Raw genomic sequence first — 15,049 nt, 5'->3', positions numbered from 1 at the left:
ATAGCCTTGTCGCCTGGCGGCAGGGCTTCGGGAGGACTGGCATGATCGATGTTGAACCGGCGCGCATCGCGGTGGACGAGGCGGTGCTCGCGCGGATCGCCCGGCGGGTGGCCGATGCCGAGATCGGCTATGCGCCGGATGACGATGCCGGCTGGGCCTATGGCATGGATGCGGCCTGGCTGGCGGACCTGCGCGACCATTGGCGCGACCATTATGACTGGCGCGCGGCGGAGGCCGCGTTCAACGCCCAGCCGCAGTATCGCTGCACGATCGACGGCGTGGCCATCCATTTCTTCCGCTGGCAGGCGCCGGGCGGCGGAGGCTATCCGCTGCTGCTTACCCACGGCTGGCCGGGTTCGCCGCTGGAATTCCTGGTGGCCGGGCCGCTGCTGGCGGCGCAGGGCCATGACGTGATCGTGCCCTCGCTGCCGGGCTATGGCTTTTCCGGCCGTCCGCCGCGCCCGATCGGCCCCGCGCGGATCGCGGCGATGTGGCGCCGGCTGATGGTGGAGGGGCTGGGCTTCACCCGGTTCGGCGCGCAGGGGGGCGACTGGGGTTCGAGCGTGACCCGCTATCTCGCGCGCGACCATGCCGATGTGGTGGGCGCGATCCATCTCAATATGCTGCCGCTTTCGCCCGAGGCCGAGCCGACCCCGGCGGTGCTGGAATGGCGCCAGCGGATGGGCGGGCTGGCGGGACTGGAAAGCGGCTATTCGCATATGCACGCAACCAAGCCGCAGACCATTGGCCTGGCGCTGGCCGATTCGCCGCTGGGCTTTGCCGGGTGGATCATCGAGAAGTGCCGGGCCTGGTCGGACTGCGGCGGCGAGGTGGAGCGCGTGTTCTCGAAGGACGCGCTGATCACCAATGCCATGACCTACCTGGCCACCGGCAATGTCCAGGCGGGGATCTGGCTCTATCACGGGCTGGTGAAGGATGGCGATGCCTTTGCCGCCGGGCCGATCCGGGTGCCGACCGGCATGGCCGAGTTCCCGGCCGAATTCATCCCGCCCGCCCCGCGCGAGGCGGCAGAGGCCGAGGTCAACCTTGTCCGCTGGACGAAAATGGCGCGCGGCGGGCACTTTCCCGCCTGGGAGCAGCCGGCGGACTTCGCGGCGGAAGTGGGCAGCTTTTTCGCCGAGTGGCGGTGAGGGGGCGTCGTCCCGGGCCTGCCCCGGGACCGGTGTCCATTGCGAAGCTGCAAGCGCGCCGGCCGGGACCCTTGCAGCTTCGCGACCCCCTGCGGTCCCGGGTCAAGCCCGGGACGACGGGGTTGGCGAGCCGCTATCTTCAGACCAGCATCCCGCCAAGGCGGCCGCGGATGATCTCCTCGGCTTCGCGGACCATGCGGGAAATCAGTTCCTCGCAGGTCGGGATATCGTGGATCAGACCCTGGATCATGCCGGCCCAGAAGATGCCGTGGTCCATGTCGCCCGATTGCAGCAGTTCGCGGCCCTTGGCGCCGGCGACCAGTTCGCGCACGTCCTCGAACACGGCGCCCGGTTCGGCGAGGCGGCGCACGACTTCGTCGGACACGGAATTCTTGCCGACGCGGGCGGTGTTCTTGAGGCTGCGGAAGATGAGGTTGGTGCCGCGCTCATCGTTGGCGAGGTAGGCCTGCTTGACCGAATCGTGGATCGGCGCCTCCTTGGTGGCGCAGAACCGCGTGCCCATGTTGATGCCTTCGGCGCCCAGCGCGAGGGCGGCGACAAGGCCGCGCGCATCGCCGATCCCGCCCGAGGCGAGCAGCGGCACCTTGACCTGATCGGCCGCCGCCGGGATCAGCACCAGGCCGGGCACGTCATCCTCGCCGGGGTGGCCGGCGCATTCGAAGCCATCGATCGAGATGATGTCGCAGCCGTTGCGTTCGGCCGAGAGCGCGTGGCGCACGGCGGTGCACTTGTGGACCACGGTGATGCCGTGGGGCTTGAGCATCTCCCAGATTTCCCGGCAGCGCGGCAGGCCGGCGGTTTCGACGACCTTGATCCCGCTTTCGATCACGACCTTGGCGATCGCGTCATAATCGGGCGAGTTGAGCGCGGGCAGGACGGTGATGTTCACGCCGAAGGGCTTGGCGGTCATGCTCTTGCAGCGCTCGATCTCGTCGCGCAGCGCCTTGGCGTCGGGCTGGGTGAGGGCGGTGATGAGGCCAAGCCCGCCCGCGTTGGAGACGGCGGCGGCCAGTTCGGCATAGCCGACATTCTGCATACCGCCCTGGACGATCGGGTGTTCGATCCCGAGCATTTCGGTGACGCGGGTCTTCAAGGCCATGGGAAACTCCTGGAATGGATGGTGCGGCACGACCCCCCGGTCTGCCGCGTGAAAACGAAAGGGATCAGCCGGGCTGGCCGGCAGCGAGCAGCGCCTGGAGGGCGCCCTTGTCAACCTTGCCCGAGCCGTTGCGCGGCACCTGCGCCTCGCTTTCGAGCATGGCCCAGCGGGCGGGCACCTTGAAGGCGCTGAGGCGGTCCTTCGCGGCGGCGACGAGGGCAGCGAGATCGAGCGTGCCGGGCGCGGTGGGGACCACGGCGGCGCCCATCGCGGTGCGGCCATCGACCGCGAGATCGGTGGCATAGGCGCGGGCGACGCCGGGAATGGCCTGGAGCGCGGTTTCCACTTCGGCCGGATAGACCGTGGCGCCGCTGATCTTGACCATGTCATCGGCCCGGCCGGTGAACCAGACGAAGCCATCGGCATCGATCCGGCCCATGTCGCCGGTGGCAAACCAGCCATCGGGGGTGAACACGGCCTCGCGTTCCAGCCCGCAGATGCCGCGCAGAAGGTTGTGCCCGCCAAGCTGGAGCACGCCTTCGCTGCCCGCCGGCAGGATCGCGCCGCTGGCGGGATCGGCCACGCGCACGAGGGTGCCGGAGAACGGCTTGCCGCAGGAACCGTGCTTGCCTTCGGGCAGGTCCTGATCGAGCGGCCAGCCGCACCAGGAGCCGAAGCTCTCGGTCATCCCGAAGAGGTTGGCGCGGGCGCCGGGGCGGGCCTGGAGCGCGGGCGGAAGGACCGGATCGAGGCTGCCGGCGGTGAGGCCGGACAGGTCGGTTGCCGGAAAATCGGGGTGGCGGGCGAGGGCAGCGGCCTGATCGGGCCAGCCGCGGAACAGGGTGACCTTCTCGGCTTCGAGGAACTTCAGCGTGCGCGCCGGTTCGGGCACGGCCTCGGTCAGCAGGGTGGCGCCGGCGACCAGCGCGGTGACGAGGCCCGTGGCGAAGCCGCCCACCCAGAAGAACGGCATCGGGATATAGAGCCGGGTGCCCTCGCGCACGCAGCGCGGACCCACGCCGGCGGCGACCGAGCGCAGGCCGGCGCCGTGGGTGTGGATCACCCCGCGCGGGGCGGCGCGGCTGCCGGAGGTGAAGATCACCGCCATGTCATCGGCGGGCACGACCCGGAGGGCGAGCGCGGCGGCGACGGCCTGCGCGGCCTCGCCGGCTTCCTCGCCCAGGTCATCCAGCCACCACAGGTTGTGGAGGTTGGGCAGGGCCGCGCGGTCGAGCGCGGCCAATTCGGCCTGATAGTCGCGGCCCCGGAACGCCTTGGCGGCGATCAGGTGGCGGACACCGGCGGCGGCGAGCTGGTCGTGCAGTTCGCCACCGCGCAGGAGGGTGGAGAGCGGGACCAGCACGGCGCCGATCCGCATGACGGCCATGGCGGTGATCGCCCAGTCGATCCCGTTGGGGGCGAGGAGGCCGACCCGGTGGGTCTTGTTGACGCCGCGGGCCACCAGCCAGGCGGCGCGGGCCGCCGAGCGGGCTTCGAGGCCGGCCCAGTCGATCCGCCCGGTCTCATCGACCAGGGCTTCGCCATGCGGCGCCCGCGCAGCGCGGTGGGCGAGCAGGGCGGGAATCGTGAGCGGCATCATTTCGGTTTCAGAGGTCACGGACGATCTCCACCAGCTTGCGAAGATCGATCTTGCCGCTCGACATCGTGGGAAGGTCCTTCTCCGCCATCTGCACCCATTTGCGCGGGATCTTGTAGGGGGCGAGGCGCGCCTTGAGCGCGAGGCGCAGGGCATCGCCATCGACCGGCTCATCGCCGACCATCACCGCGGTGACCAGGTTATCGCGCTCGGGATCGGGAATGCCGATGACGATCGACATCCGCCCGGAGGCCGCCTCGCTGATCGCGCCCTCGACCTCGCGCGGGGAAACCTGCGCGCCCGAGGTGCGGATGATGTCGCCGGTGCGGCCCTTGAAATAGAAATCGCCATCGGCATCGACGGCCATCATGTCGCCGGTGTGGAACCAGCCGTCATCATCGAAGGCCTCGTGGCGTTCGCGGCCATAGTAGCCCTGCATGACATTGGCGCCGCGCACCCACATCTCGCCGGCCGGGCCGTCCAGCCCGGTTTCGGGATCGACGATGCGGGTTTCCACGCCTTCCACCGCGCTGCCGAAGGAGCCGCGCTTGGCCTCGGGCAGATCCTGTTCATGGCCGCCGAGCAGGTAGACACTGCCGGTCTCGGTCATGCCGAGGAGGTTGTAGCGCAGTTCGGGATCGGCGGGGCGCACGTCGGGCGGCATGATCGGGTAAAGGTTGCCGCGCCGCATCGAGGAGAGGTTGCGGCCCGCGAAGCTGGGGTCCTTGGCGAGGGCGAGGACCGTGGAGGCGACGCCGTTGGTCATGGTCGGCTGTTCGGCCTCGATCAGGTCGAGCGCTTCTGCCGGCGGCAGCGAGGTGCACAGCAGCCTGGCCCCGGCGGTGAGCGTGGCGATGAAGCCGAAGGCAAGGCCGCCGATCCAGAACCACGGCGAGTTGGAGAGCAGGCACTCCTTCTCGGTATAGTCGCGCCGCAGGTTCTGGCGGGCCATGTTGCGAAGCACCTGGCCGTGGGTGTGGGTGACGCCCTTGGGCGCGCTGGTGGAGCCGGAGGTGTGGATCACCACCAGCGGATCGGCCGGCGAAACCTGGGCTTCGAGCGCCACGACGCGGGGATCATCGGCGTCGCCGGCCGCTTCCGGGCCTTCGATCCCGATCCAGACGCGGCGCAGCACCGGCAGGTCGGCCAGCAGCAGATCGCCGGCGATGTCCTCGGTGCCGAGCGCGCGGGCGACGATCGCGCCGAAATCCTTGCCCCGGTAGGACGGGGTGGACAGGAAGAACTCCGCATCGGCATTGCGGAGCATTCCGCCGATCTCGATGGGCGTGGACAGGGTGGAGATCGGCATGGCCAGCGCGCCGATGCGGGCGAGCGCGAGGAAGCAGACCGCGAAATCGGGGCCATTGCCGAACAGCATGGCCACCCGGCTGCCGCGCCCAATGCCGCCGGCGGCAAGGCCGCTGGCGAGCTTGCGCGAGCGGCGATCGGCATCGGCATAGCTGAGCCGCTTGGTATCGACGACGACCAGGCTCTTGTCGCCCAGCCGGGCCTGATGGCGCAGCAGGGCGGCCATGGTATCGCGCGCCAGCATATCGGAGGGCTGGGCCGCGGCTTGTGCTTCGTTCATTTTTCCTGCCCGAACAGTTGTTCCAGTTCGACCTTCCGGATCTTGCCCGAAACGGTCATCGGCATCGCTTCCACATAGTGCCAGTGGCGAGGCACCTTGAAACGGGCAACATATTTTTCGACAAAATCTTCAAGTTCGCGGGTCTGCGCGGTGGCCCCGGGGCGCAACTGGATCACCGCGGCGACATCCTGGCCGAGCCGCTGGTGATCGACCCCGACCACCGCGGCCATGGCGACGGCCGGGTGGGTGTGGAGCACGGCCTCGATCTCGGGCGGATAGACGTTCTCGCCGCCGCGGATGATCACCTCGCGCAGGCGGCCGCGAATCCGGACCAGGCCATCGGGCTCCATCGTGCCGAGATCGCCGGTGTGGAGGAAGCCATCGGCAGTGATCGTGGTGGCGGTGGCCTCGGGATTGTCCCAGTAGCCGTCCATCACGGCGGGCGAGCGCACGCAGATCTCGCCGGTTTCGCCAAAGGGCACGGGCCGGCCTTCGCGGTCGACGATGGCTATCGCGGTGTGGGGCACGGCCCGGCCGACCGAATCGCAGATTTCGTCCAGCGGACTGCCCTTGAGGGTGCCGGTGGCGACCGGGCATTCCGACTGGCCGAAGCCGATCACGCAGTGCGCGCCCAGGCGTTCCCGCACCGCCATGACCAGGCTGCCCGGAACGCTCGCCCCGCCCAGGGTGACGAAGCGCACCGTGCCGTGGGGCGGCAGCGTCTCGGCGGCGAGGATATCGTGCCACATGGTGGGCACGCCGCCCATCCGGGTGGGCCTGAGCGTGGTCATCAGGGCGACCAGCTGCTCGCGGTCATAGCGTTCGAGCATGACGAAGGCGCTGCCGGTGGAGAGGGCGCCCAGGATGATCGCGCAGGACCCGCCGACATGGTGATAGGGCACCGCGTTGAGCCAGAGATCGTCCTCGCCGATGCCGTCGAGCGTGGGGCGCAGCCAGCCGCCGAGGAGCGCGGCGCGCTGGCTGAGCAGGGCGCCCTTGGCCTTGCCGGTGGTGCCGCTGGTGAACTGGATCAGGAAGGGGGTGGACTGGCTGGTTGGCGGCAGGGGATGATCCTGCGCGGCGGCGGCGATCAGGGCCACTTCATCGAGCCGGTGGACCGGGCAGCTGGCCAGGGCGGCGGCGCGGGCGAGGAGGTCGGCCCCGCGATTGTCGAGCCCGGCGAAGGCCAGGGCCGGGCGGGTGAGGGCAAGGGCATGGGCCGCCTCGGCATCGCTCCACCCGGTGTTGAACGGGGCGATGATCGTGCCCGACAGGGCGCAGGCGTGCTGGAGGACCACCGAATCGAAGGCATTGCGCGACCACAGGGCGATCCGTTCGCCCGGGCCGGCCCGCGCCGCGAGCCACCGCGCGGTGTTTTCGGCCAGCTCCAGTAGGCGGCCATGGGTGATCGTTTCGATACCGGCGGGATTGGCGGGGCCGGCGGGGGTGGGGATCAGGACGGCGGCGCGCTGGCCCCGGCGGGCGGCATTGGCGCGCAGGAGATCGCCGATCGATTCGGCCAGGAGCGGCATGGACATATCTGCCGGCCAGAGCGAGAGGCCGGGGGCAGCCGCTGCGGCAGGCACCGGGCTATCCTTCCGGCCAGGGATCGAGCCGGGCGAGATCGGGCGCGAGCGGGGAGAAATCCAGCGGCCGCTTGTCGCGGAAGGCGGCGATGCCCTCGCGGAAATCCGCGCCCTGCATGGCGACTTGCAGGAGATCCTCGGAATGCTGGAACGAGGGCGAGAAGCCGCGCATCAGATCGTGGTAGAGCTGCTGCTTGATCATCCGCATCGACCACGGCGAACATTCGCCGGCCATGGCCCTGGCATAGGCGAAAGCCTCGTCGAACAGGGCATCGGGTTCGACCAGGCGGTTGATGAGGCCCATGGCCAGCGCTTCCTCGCCGGTCAGCGCACGGCCCGAGAGCATCAGGTCCATCGCATGGCCGACGCCGACGATGCGCGAGAGCATCCAGCTGATGCCCACCTCGGCGATCAGGCCGCGCTTGGCATAGGGGCCGGAAATCTTCGCGTCGGTGGCGCCGAAGCGCACGTCGGCCACCAGCGCCTGCTGGAGTCCGACGCCGTAGCACGGCCCCTTGATCGCCGCGACGATCGGCTTGCCGATCGACATCGGGAACCAGTAGCTGCGCGGGTCGCGGGCCTGGCCGAAACCGCCGGTCTCGGTCAGGCCGGACAGGCCCGACATATCGGCGCCGGCGCAGAAGGCGCGGCCGGCGCCGTGGACCAGGATGGCGCGGACTTCATCGTTCCGCGCCAGCTGGTCCAGGGTGTCGAAGTAGAGGGTGCCCATGTCCGGGGTCCAGGCGTTGAGCCTGGCCGGGCGGTTGAGGGTGACGACGCCGACCCCCTCGCGCACTTCGGCCAGGATGGTCGGCTCGCCGCCCGCATCGCCCCAGATGTCGGCCATCCCCCCCTCGCCGTCAGACGTTGGCCGTGGCGGTCAGCGCCGCGACGTTCTCGCGCATGATCTTGCGCTGGTCTTCGGGGCTGAAGTTCTTGACTTCCTTGAAGAAATCAACCGGCTTTTCGACGCCTTCGACGTGCGGCCAGTCAGACCCGAAGATGATCCGCTCCACCGGCATGACCTTGGACAGATCATCGAGGTTGTCTTCCCAGAACGGGGTGACCCACAGATGCTCGTGGAACTGGTCGACCGGGTTCTTCTGGTAGTAGCCCTTGACCTGGGCATAGCCGCGATAGAGCCGGGTGAGCAGCGGGGCGACCCAGGCCGCGCCGTTTTCAACCGAGGCCATCCGCAGGCGCGGGAAGCGTTCGAACACCTTGTGGCAGAACACCGCCGCGAAGAAATCGGGCACGGCGCGCTGCGAGGTGACGCACTTCTGCAGCGGGGTGACGTGGAAGCCCGAGCGATCGGACCAGGGTTCCCACATGGCGCCAAGGAAATCGTAGCCATCATCGCCGGCGTGGGGCGCGACGACAATGCCCGCTTCCTCGCAGCGCGCCCAGATCGGATCGTATTCGGGGGCGCCCGGCGAGGTGGTGCCGGCGCTGGTGTAGATCGGGCCATTGCGGAGCGAGATGATCCTGGCGCCCTGCTTGATCGCCCATTCCACTTCTTCCAGCGCCCAGGCCGGATCGCCCAGGGTGATCACCGGAATGCCGAAGATGCGGTCCTGGTAGGCCATGCCCCAATCATCGACCAGCCAGCGGTTGAAGGCGCGCAGGACGGCGCGGAACGCTTCGGGATCGTGCTTCCACGACACTTCGAGGCCGACCGCGAGGGTGGGGAACAGCCAGGTGGCGCCCACGCCCTGTTCGTTCATCACCTTGATGCGGGCATCGCGATCGCGGTATTCGGGGCGGTTGGCGATGGGTTCGAGATCGCCCATCACTTCGACCAGGCTCTTGCCGCCGAGCTTGGCGGCGAAATAATCGTGCGCGCAGCCGGGCTTGGCGATCGGATCGAAGGTGGAGTTGGGGATGTAGTTGAACACCTGATCGCCCAGGATCAGGCGCTTGCGGCCGTTGATCTCGGCCCACTTGGGACCGCGGCGGCGCCATTCCTTGGGCAGGTGGCGGGTGAGCGCGTCTTCCGGCTCATAGTAGTGGCTGTCCGCGTCGAACAGCGCGTAGCCGATTTCGGGAGCGACCTTCACGTCCGGGGACGAGAAGCGGTCCAGTGTAGCAGTATCCGACATTGCAAATCTCCGATGGGAGCACCGGTTATACCCGGCAGCTTCAACAGTTTGCGGGCAGCGCCCGCGACAGTTTTCGGCCGTTCCCGAACCTGGCCGACAGCTTGCGGATGCCCATCGCATCGCCCGCTGCCCCAGCCCGCCGGGAGGCCGCAACAGATTTTCTGTCTACCCGATTGCACAGGGTGTCAAGGCACGGCGCAGCCCCGCGCAATCGCGCTATTCCGGCCCCTTGGTCCGGGTTGCGGGGCGCCGTGGCGGGGGGTGGGGTCGGTGATTCCCGGCTCCGGAGTCCCGGCCCCGACTCCCCCTGGCGCCCGCCGCCTTAGCTGCGCGAGCGGGGCAGGCCCAGCCCGCGCTCGGCCACCTGGCTGCGGTGGATCTCGCTGGTCCCGCCGTAGATCGTGGTGCCCTGGGCATGGCGGTAGGACTGGTTGATGTATGCGATCGGCCCCTTGCGCTTGAACAGGCTTTCCGGCGCGGCGAGATCGATCAGGTCGGCGGCGTCGGCCTGGAACATCTCGGAGGAGAACAGCTTGCCGATCGAGCCGACCAGCCCGCCCTTCTTCTCCACGCTGGCCCATGACAGGAGGTTGCCGATCATCGAGACCAGCTCGCCATGGCAGAACACCCGGGCGAGGCGGGCCTGGACCAGCGGATCCTCGATCAGCGGGCGGCCCCTGCGCGTGGTGGTGCGGCAGAACTCTTCCGTTTCGGCCAGGAGGCGCAGCAGCGGCGCGAGGAAGCCCGCCCCGCCATGCTCGAAGGAGAGGCCCGCCGCGGTGACCTTGCCGCCGCCGTTGACTTCGCCCAGCCGGTGGCTGTCGGGGACGAAGACGTTGTCATAGTAGGTGATGTTGGTGCGTTCGTCCTGGAAGGTGTAGACCGGCTGGATCGTGATCCCTTCCGAGTTCAGCGGCACCAGGAACATGGTCAGCCCCTTGTGCTTGGGCAGATCGGGATCGGTGCGGGTGAGCAGCATCACATAGTCGGCGATGTTGGCGCCCGAGGTGAACATCTTCTGCCCGGTGATCCGCCAGCCGTCCCCTTCGCGCACCGCGCGGGTTTTCGCGGCGAAGGCGTCGGAGCCGGCGTGGGGTTCGCTGTAGCCCAGCGAGCAGATCGCCTCGCCGCGGATGATTTTCTGGAGCGCATCGGCCTTCAGCGCGTCGCTGCCGAACAGGTTGATGATCTGGCCGACCATCTTGCTGGTGGACTGGGCATGGGCCGACCAGCCGATCTCCTCCCACACCCGCGCCGCCGCGCCCGCGGCATAGGGGCTGGCGCCGCGCCCGCCCATTTCCTTCGGCCAGCCCGGATAGAGCAGGCCGCGCTCGGCCAGTGCCTTGTCCACGCCGCGATCGTGGCCATCGAAGGAATAGTGGGCCTTGGCGCGCAGTTCGGGGGTGAGGATCTGCGCGAAGGCGGCGCGCACTTCATCGGCCAGCGCATAGGCATCTTCGCCAAGGTCGAAATCGATCGACACCGCGCCGGCATCGGGCAGCAGCGCGGCCTGCCCGCCATAGCGCCGCGCGGCGCCTTCGTGGAGCAGGTCGGCCGGATCGCCCAGCACCAGCGGCCAGGCCTTGGCGCGCAGGTTGAACAGGTGGACGTCATATTCGGTGGTCAGGCCATAGCCGCCGAAGGTGTGGAGCGCGCGGGCGACCGCGCCGGTGGCGGTCTTGGCCATCCACCACAGGGCGAGCGAGATCTCGGCCGCGGCATCGGGCACGCCATTGGCGATGTCGTAGATGATCTTCCAGATGAAGTAGCGGCCGCTTTCGTTGTCGGCGTAGAAATCGGCCAGCGGGTGGGAGACGCCCTGGTAGGTGCCGATCAGCTGGCCGAACTGGACCCGCTCCGAGGCATAGGCACCGGCCAGGCGCAGCGCCTGGGCGGAGAGGCCGCCCAGCGCGGCGGCGATCAGCAGCTTCCACTCCTCGACCGCGCGCAGCACCTCGTCGGCCGTGCCGGCGGCAAGCAAGCGCCGGTTGGCCCCGGTGAGCGCGATCTCGGCCAGCGGGGTGCCGGCAAGGTTGGGCTCGCCCTGGCGTTCGGCCTCGGTGGGGGTGACCAGCCATGCCTTGCCGCCTTCGCGCACGATCACGCCATCGGCCACCGCACCGCCCGCGACGATCTGGCTCGGGCGTTCGGCGGCGTCGTGAAGCGCAAGGACCACCACGGCCTCGCCGGCCATGACCTGGCCGAGCAGTTCGCCCTCCCCGGCGGCGGCCAGCACGCGCGAGGCGGCGATGGCTTCGGCAAAGGGGCCGGAGCCGAGGGTGCGGCCCAGCTCCTGCATGACCAGCACCGCATCAAACAGCCCCAGGCCCAGGCCGCCGGCGCTTTCCGGCACCCGCATCGCCAGGCCGCCCAGATCCGCGAACCCGCGCCACAGCTCACGGTCGAACCCGGTGGGCATGGCGGCGCGGACGCGGGCGGTGGTGCTGTGTTCATCGAGGAACCGGGCGAAGGTCTCGACGATCATCTTCTGGTCGTCGGTCGGCTCGAAATTCATCTGCGGTCGCTCCCGTGGTGGCGGGCCTTCGTGGTGTGGCCGCGCCATGCCTTTGACCGGTCATAAGCGCCGGGACGGGCGCCGTTTCAACCGGACCGAAGGGGAAATCGCCGCCGCGATGGCCGCTTCAGGCCACCCGTTCGGGCACGATATCGACCCAGGCGCGGCGCTCGTGGCTGGTGTAGAGCGCCTCGACGATGCCGTGGATCTCAAGGGCGCGGTCGAAGGTCACGGGATAGTCGGTCCCATCGATGATGCCGTGGGCAAAGCCGCTGAACAGCCGCGCCAGCGAGACGCGCTGGCCGCCGTTGTAGAGGTCCATCTCGTGGTTGCCGACCACCTTGCCGTCGATCGTGAAGAACCGTTCGGGCACGGCGATATCGGCCAGGTGCGGCTCCATCGCCATCACGCTCTTGGCGCCGCGCAGGCGGGCACTGTCAACGCTGGGATAGCGCAGGGCATCGAGCCGCAGCCGCCCCTTGGAGCCGAGCACTTCGAGCGCGAAGCCCGGATTGTCGGCCGCGGTCCACGAGGTGGCGAAAGTGCCCATCGCGCCGCTCTGGAAGGCGAGCATGGACTGGAGCGTATCGTCGGTTTCCACGTCCATCGTGCCGCCATCGGGCAGGGTCCACTGCCGGAGCTGGGTTTCCATCCGCCCGACCACCGAGGTGATCGGCCCGAACAGGTGGCGCAGCAGGCCGAGCACGTGGCTGCCCTGGTTGCGGGTGACGCTGGTGCCGTTGCCGGCCTGGCCGAACCAGGTGTAGGAAAAGCCCGGGAAAATCTCGAGGAAGAAGCCCATCTGCCACGAGGCCTGGACCTGGAGCACATCGCCGACATAGCCATCGGCGATCAGTTCCTGCATCATCGCCACGTGGGGCAGGCCGACCATCGAGGTGGCCGCGCCGCCGCGCACCCCGGCGGCGTGCTGGAGCTGGACCAGCCGGCGCGCGCCTTCGAGCGAGGCGGCGAAGGGCACCTGGTTCATCACGTGCTTGCCGTGCTTGAGGGCGGTGGCGACCATGCCCTCGCGCTGGAGCGGGCTGGTGCCGACATCGATCACGTCGATATCGGGATCGGCGCACATCGCCTCCACGCTCCAGAACGGGCGTTCGACCTGGAACTGGGTGGCGGCGGCCTCGGCCGTTTCCTGGCGCGAGGTGCAGATCGCGGTCACCTCGACATTGTCGAGCGTGCGCCAGGCCGGGAGGTGGGCGATCGCGCCCCAGTTGGCGCTGATGATGCCGACGCGCAGCTTGCGGGTCATGGTGGGTCCTTGGTTAGGGCAGGAATTGCGGGGGGTGGAAATCGGGGCCGTGGCTAACCGATCGGCGCGGGCCTGCCAATCGCCGGGCGGGCCGCGCGGCGATATCGTCTGCCCGATGGATGGCCGCTTGCCCTTTGCCGCCGCGCGGGCGATTTTAGGCGCGGATATTTCCCGAGGAGTGCCGATGTCCGCTGATCTGTTCGCGCCCATGACCTTTGCCCGTGGCGAGGCCATGCCCAACCGCTTCATGCTGGCGCCGCTGACCAACCAGCAAAGCCCGAGCGGCCTGCTTTCGGACGAGGAGCGCAACTGGCTGCTGATGCGCGGGCGCGGCGGATTCGGCCTGGTGATGACCGCGGCGGCCTATGTCCAGCCCAATGGCAAGGGCTTCCCGGGGCAGATCGGGATCGATCACGATGGCTGCGTGCCGGCGCTGGCCAGTCTGGCCGCGGAGCTGCGCGCGCAGGGCTGCCGCTCGTCGCTCCAGCTCTACCATGCCGGCATCCGCGCCTGCCAGCCGGAGATCGAGGGGCCGCCGGTCGGCCCGTCGGAGGATGCGGCTTCGGGCGCGCGGGCGATGACCACGGGTGAGGTCGAGGCGATGATCGAGGCCTTCATCGCCGCCGCCCTGCGCGCGCAGGAGGCCGGGTTTGACGGGGTCGAGATCCACGGCGCCCACGGCTACCTGCTCTGCGCCTTCCTCAGCCCCGAGCACAACCACCGGACCGACCGCTTCGGCGGCAGCCTGGCCAACCGCGCCAGCCCGCTGCGCGAGGTGATCGCCGGGATCCGCGCGCGCTGCCGCCCCGATTTCACGCTTGGCGTGCGGCTGACGGTCGAGCGGATGGGGATCGTCCTCGCCGAATCGCGCCAGCTGGTGGGCGAGCTGATGGCCGAGGGCCAGCTTGACTATATCGACCTGTCGCTGTGGGACGTGTTCATGACCCCGGTCGATCCGGACTTCGCCGAGCGGCCGCTGATCGGCTGGTTCACCGACCTGCCGCGCGGCGGAACCCGGCTGGGCGTGGCCGGCAAGATCCGTTCGGGCGCCGAGGCGCGCCAGTGCCTGGAGGCCGGGGCGGATTTCGTGCTGATCGGCCGGGCGGCGATCGCCAACCATGATTTCCCGCGCCGCATCGCGGACAATCCCGATTTCGAGATGCCCGCCCTGCCGCTGCCGCGCGCCCACGTGGCCGAGGAGGGGGCGACCGCGCCGTTCCTCGCCTATCTGGGCGGGATGCCGGGCCTGCTCGAACCGGCCTGAACCGCTGGCCTGACGTTCGCCGGCTGGCGGGCGGCCGGAAGATGGAGAGGTGAAGATGACCACGGCCCTGCTCAACTTCGCCGGGGACCGCAGCAATGGCGGCATCTGGAGCAACACCTCGCCTTCGCGCACCACCCAGGTGCTGACTGGCGCCTGCGTGGTGATGGCCGACGCGCGCCAATTGTCGCCCGAGGCCGATCTTGAGCGCGAGGGGTTCCGGCTGGTGGAGTTCCCGGTTGCCGGCGCCGATTTCCTTGATCCGGGCTGGGTGGCGGGCACCTACATGGCGGCCTGCGCCGCGCTGGTGGCCCGGCTGACCGGCGCCTTCCGCGTGGTGCCCGTCCACCCCAGCGTGGTGGTCCGCAACACCGGCGACAGCGCTTTTGCCCCGGCGGCGCAATTCGTCCACATCGACCAGGATCGCGGCGCGGCGCGGGCGATGGTGGCGATTGCGGCGGGCGAGGACCGGGCCTTGCAGGGCGCGCGGCGCACCGCGATCTACAATGTCTGGCGCGCGCTCACCCCGCCGCCGCAGGACGTGCCGCTGGCCCTGTGCGACCAGCGCAGCGCGCGCGAGGCGGACTGGGTGACCGGCCAGACCATCGAGGACCACATTCCCGCGCCGATCCCCTATGTCAGCTCGGTCGCCGATCCGGGCCAGCGCTGGTTCCATTACCCGGACATGACGCTCGACGAGGCGCTGGTGTTCAAGAACTACGACAGCGATCCCACCCGGCCGCTGGGCTGCCTGCACGGCGCCTTCCGGCTGGAGGGCGCGCCGGCCACCTCCGTGCCGCGCGCCAGCGCCGAGGCACGGATGGTGGCGTTCTTCGCCTGAGCCTGGGGGGCGGCGCTGCCCTTG

The 15,049-nt window shown here is 69.5% G+C and carries 11 protein-coding genes; 3 read left to right on the top strand and 8 right to left on the bottom strand.

The genetic code is table 11. The features are described 5' to 3' along the window. Positions 1-41: 41 nt before the first annotated feature. Positions 42-1,151, top strand: a complete 1,110-nt coding sequence (locus tag ACFOD9_RS00455; RefSeq protein ID WP_379508109.1) for an epoxide hydrolase family protein — start codon at positions 42-44, stop codon at positions 1,149-1,151. A 139-nt stretch (positions 1,152-1,290) separates the two neighbouring features. Here ACFOD9_RS00455 and ACFOD9_RS00450 read toward each other — a convergent pair whose 3' ends face one another. The 8 genes from ACFOD9_RS00450 to ACFOD9_RS00415 all read right to left on the bottom strand — a co-directional run bounded on the left by ACFOD9_RS00450 (position 1,291) and on the right by ACFOD9_RS00415 (position 12,923). Next, positions 1,291-2,271, bottom strand: coding sequence for an NAD(P)H-dependent flavin oxidoreductase (locus ACFOD9_RS00450; protein ID WP_379508108.1), 981 nt, complete (start codon positions 2,269-2,271; stop codon positions 1,291-1,293). A 64-nt stretch (positions 2,272-2,335) separates the two neighbouring features. Continuing rightward, the gene (locus ACFOD9_RS00445; protein ID WP_379508107.1) at positions 2,336-3,889 is read right to left on the bottom strand and encodes a class I adenylate-forming enzyme family protein; all 1,554 of its coding nucleotides are present in this window, start codon (positions 3,887-3,889) and stop codon (positions 2,336-2,338) included. Beyond that, positions 3,879-5,456: a class I adenylate-forming enzyme family protein gene (locus ACFOD9_RS00440; RefSeq protein ID WP_379508106.1), complete on the bottom strand. Its 1,578-nt coding sequence runs from the start codon at positions 5,454-5,456 to the stop codon at positions 3,879-3,881. Before ACFOD9_RS00440 ends, ACFOD9_RS00445 begins: the two co-directional genes overlap by 11 nt. Then, positions 5,453-6,994 carry a class I adenylate-forming enzyme family protein gene (locus ACFOD9_RS00435; RefSeq protein WP_379508105.1) on the bottom strand — a complete coding sequence of 514 codons (1,542 nt, stop codon included), beginning with the start codon at positions 6,992-6,994 and terminating at the stop codon, positions 5,453-5,455. The genes ACFOD9_RS00440 and ACFOD9_RS00435 overlap by 4 nt, the downstream gene beginning before the upstream one ends. Before the next feature lie 52 nt (positions 6,995-7,046). After that, positions 7,047-7,889: an enoyl-CoA hydratase-related protein gene (locus ACFOD9_RS00430; protein WP_379508104.1), complete on the bottom strand. Its 843-nt coding sequence runs from the start codon at positions 7,887-7,889 to the stop codon at positions 7,047-7,049. Positions 7,890-7,902: 13 nt separating this feature from the next. Then, the gene (locus ACFOD9_RS00425; protein ID WP_379508103.1) at positions 7,903-9,141 is read right to left on the bottom strand and encodes an amidohydrolase family protein; all 1,239 of its coding nucleotides are present in this window, start codon (positions 9,139-9,141) and stop codon (positions 7,903-7,905) included. Between the two features lie 322 nt (positions 9,142-9,463). Then, positions 9,464-11,656: an acyl-CoA dehydrogenase gene (locus ACFOD9_RS00420; protein WP_379508102.1), complete on the bottom strand. Its 2,193-nt coding sequence runs from the start codon at positions 11,654-11,656 to the stop codon at positions 9,464-9,466. 127 nt (positions 11,657-11,783) lie between these two features. Then, complete coding sequence (locus ACFOD9_RS00415) at positions 11,784-12,923, bottom strand: Gfo/Idh/MocA family protein (RefSeq protein WP_379508101.1); 1,140 nt, start codon at positions 12,921-12,923, stop codon at positions 11,784-11,786. Positions 12,924-13,107: 184 nt separating this feature from the next. On the opposite strand from ACFOD9_RS00415, the gene ACFOD9_RS00410 reads away from it, so the two are divergent. After that, positions 13,108-14,187, top strand: coding sequence for an NADH:flavin oxidoreductase (locus ACFOD9_RS00410; protein WP_379508100.1), 1,080 nt, complete (start codon positions 13,108-13,110; stop codon positions 14,185-14,187). Between the two features lie 55 nt (positions 14,188-14,242). After that, positions 14,243-15,025, top strand: a complete 783-nt coding sequence (locus tag ACFOD9_RS00405) for a CmcJ/NvfI family oxidoreductase (RefSeq protein ID WP_379508099.1) — start codon at positions 14,243-14,245, stop codon at positions 15,023-15,025. Positions 15,026-15,049 lie beyond the last annotated feature (24 nt).

It is taken from the genome of Novosphingobium bradum, assembly GCF_042646485.1.
Taxonomy (GTDB): domain Bacteria; phylum Pseudomonadota; class Alphaproteobacteria; order Sphingomonadales; family Sphingomonadaceae; genus Novosphingobium; species Novosphingobium bradum.
This window is presented reverse-complemented; position numbering and strand designations above follow the sequence as displayed.

Excerpts from the sequence above, each read along its gene's own strand:
- ACFOD9_RS00405 (WP_379508099.1), top strand. The coding sequence starts at position 14,243 with ATGACCACGGCCCTGCTCAACTTCGCCGGGGACCGCAGCAATGGCGGC.
- ACFOD9_RS00440 (WP_379508106.1), bottom strand. The coding sequence starts at position 5,456 with ATGAACGAAGCACAAGCCGCGGCCCAGCCCTCCGATATGCTGGCGCGC.
- ACFOD9_RS00435 (WP_379508105.1), bottom strand. The coding sequence starts at position 6,994 with ATGTCCATGCCGCTCCTGGCCGAATCGATCGGCGATCTCCTGCGCGCC.
- ACFOD9_RS00455 (WP_379508109.1), top strand. The coding sequence starts at position 42 with ATGATCGATGTTGAACCGGCGCGCATCGCGGTGGACGAGGCGGTGCTC.
- ACFOD9_RS00450 (WP_379508108.1), bottom strand. The coding sequence starts at position 2,271 with ATGGCCTTGAAGACCCGCGTCACCGAAATGCTCGGGATCGAACACCCG.
- ACFOD9_RS00415 (WP_379508101.1), bottom strand. The coding sequence starts at position 12,923 with ATGACCCGCAAGCTGCGCGTCGGCATCATCAGCGCCAACTGGGGCGCG.
- ACFOD9_RS00425 (WP_379508103.1), bottom strand. The coding sequence starts at position 9,141 with ATGTCGGATACTGCTACACTGGACCGCTTCTCGTCCCCGGACGTGAAG.
- ACFOD9_RS00420 (WP_379508102.1), bottom strand. The coding sequence starts at position 11,656 with ATGAATTTCGAGCCGACCGACGACCAGAAGATGATCGTCGAGACCTTC.
- ACFOD9_RS00430 (WP_379508104.1), bottom strand. The coding sequence starts at position 7,889 with ATGGCCGACATCTGGGGCGATGCGGGCGGCGAGCCGACCATCCTGGCC.
- ACFOD9_RS00410 (WP_379508100.1), top strand. The coding sequence starts at position 13,108 with ATGTCCGCTGATCTGTTCGCGCCCATGACCTTTGCCCGTGGCGAGGCC.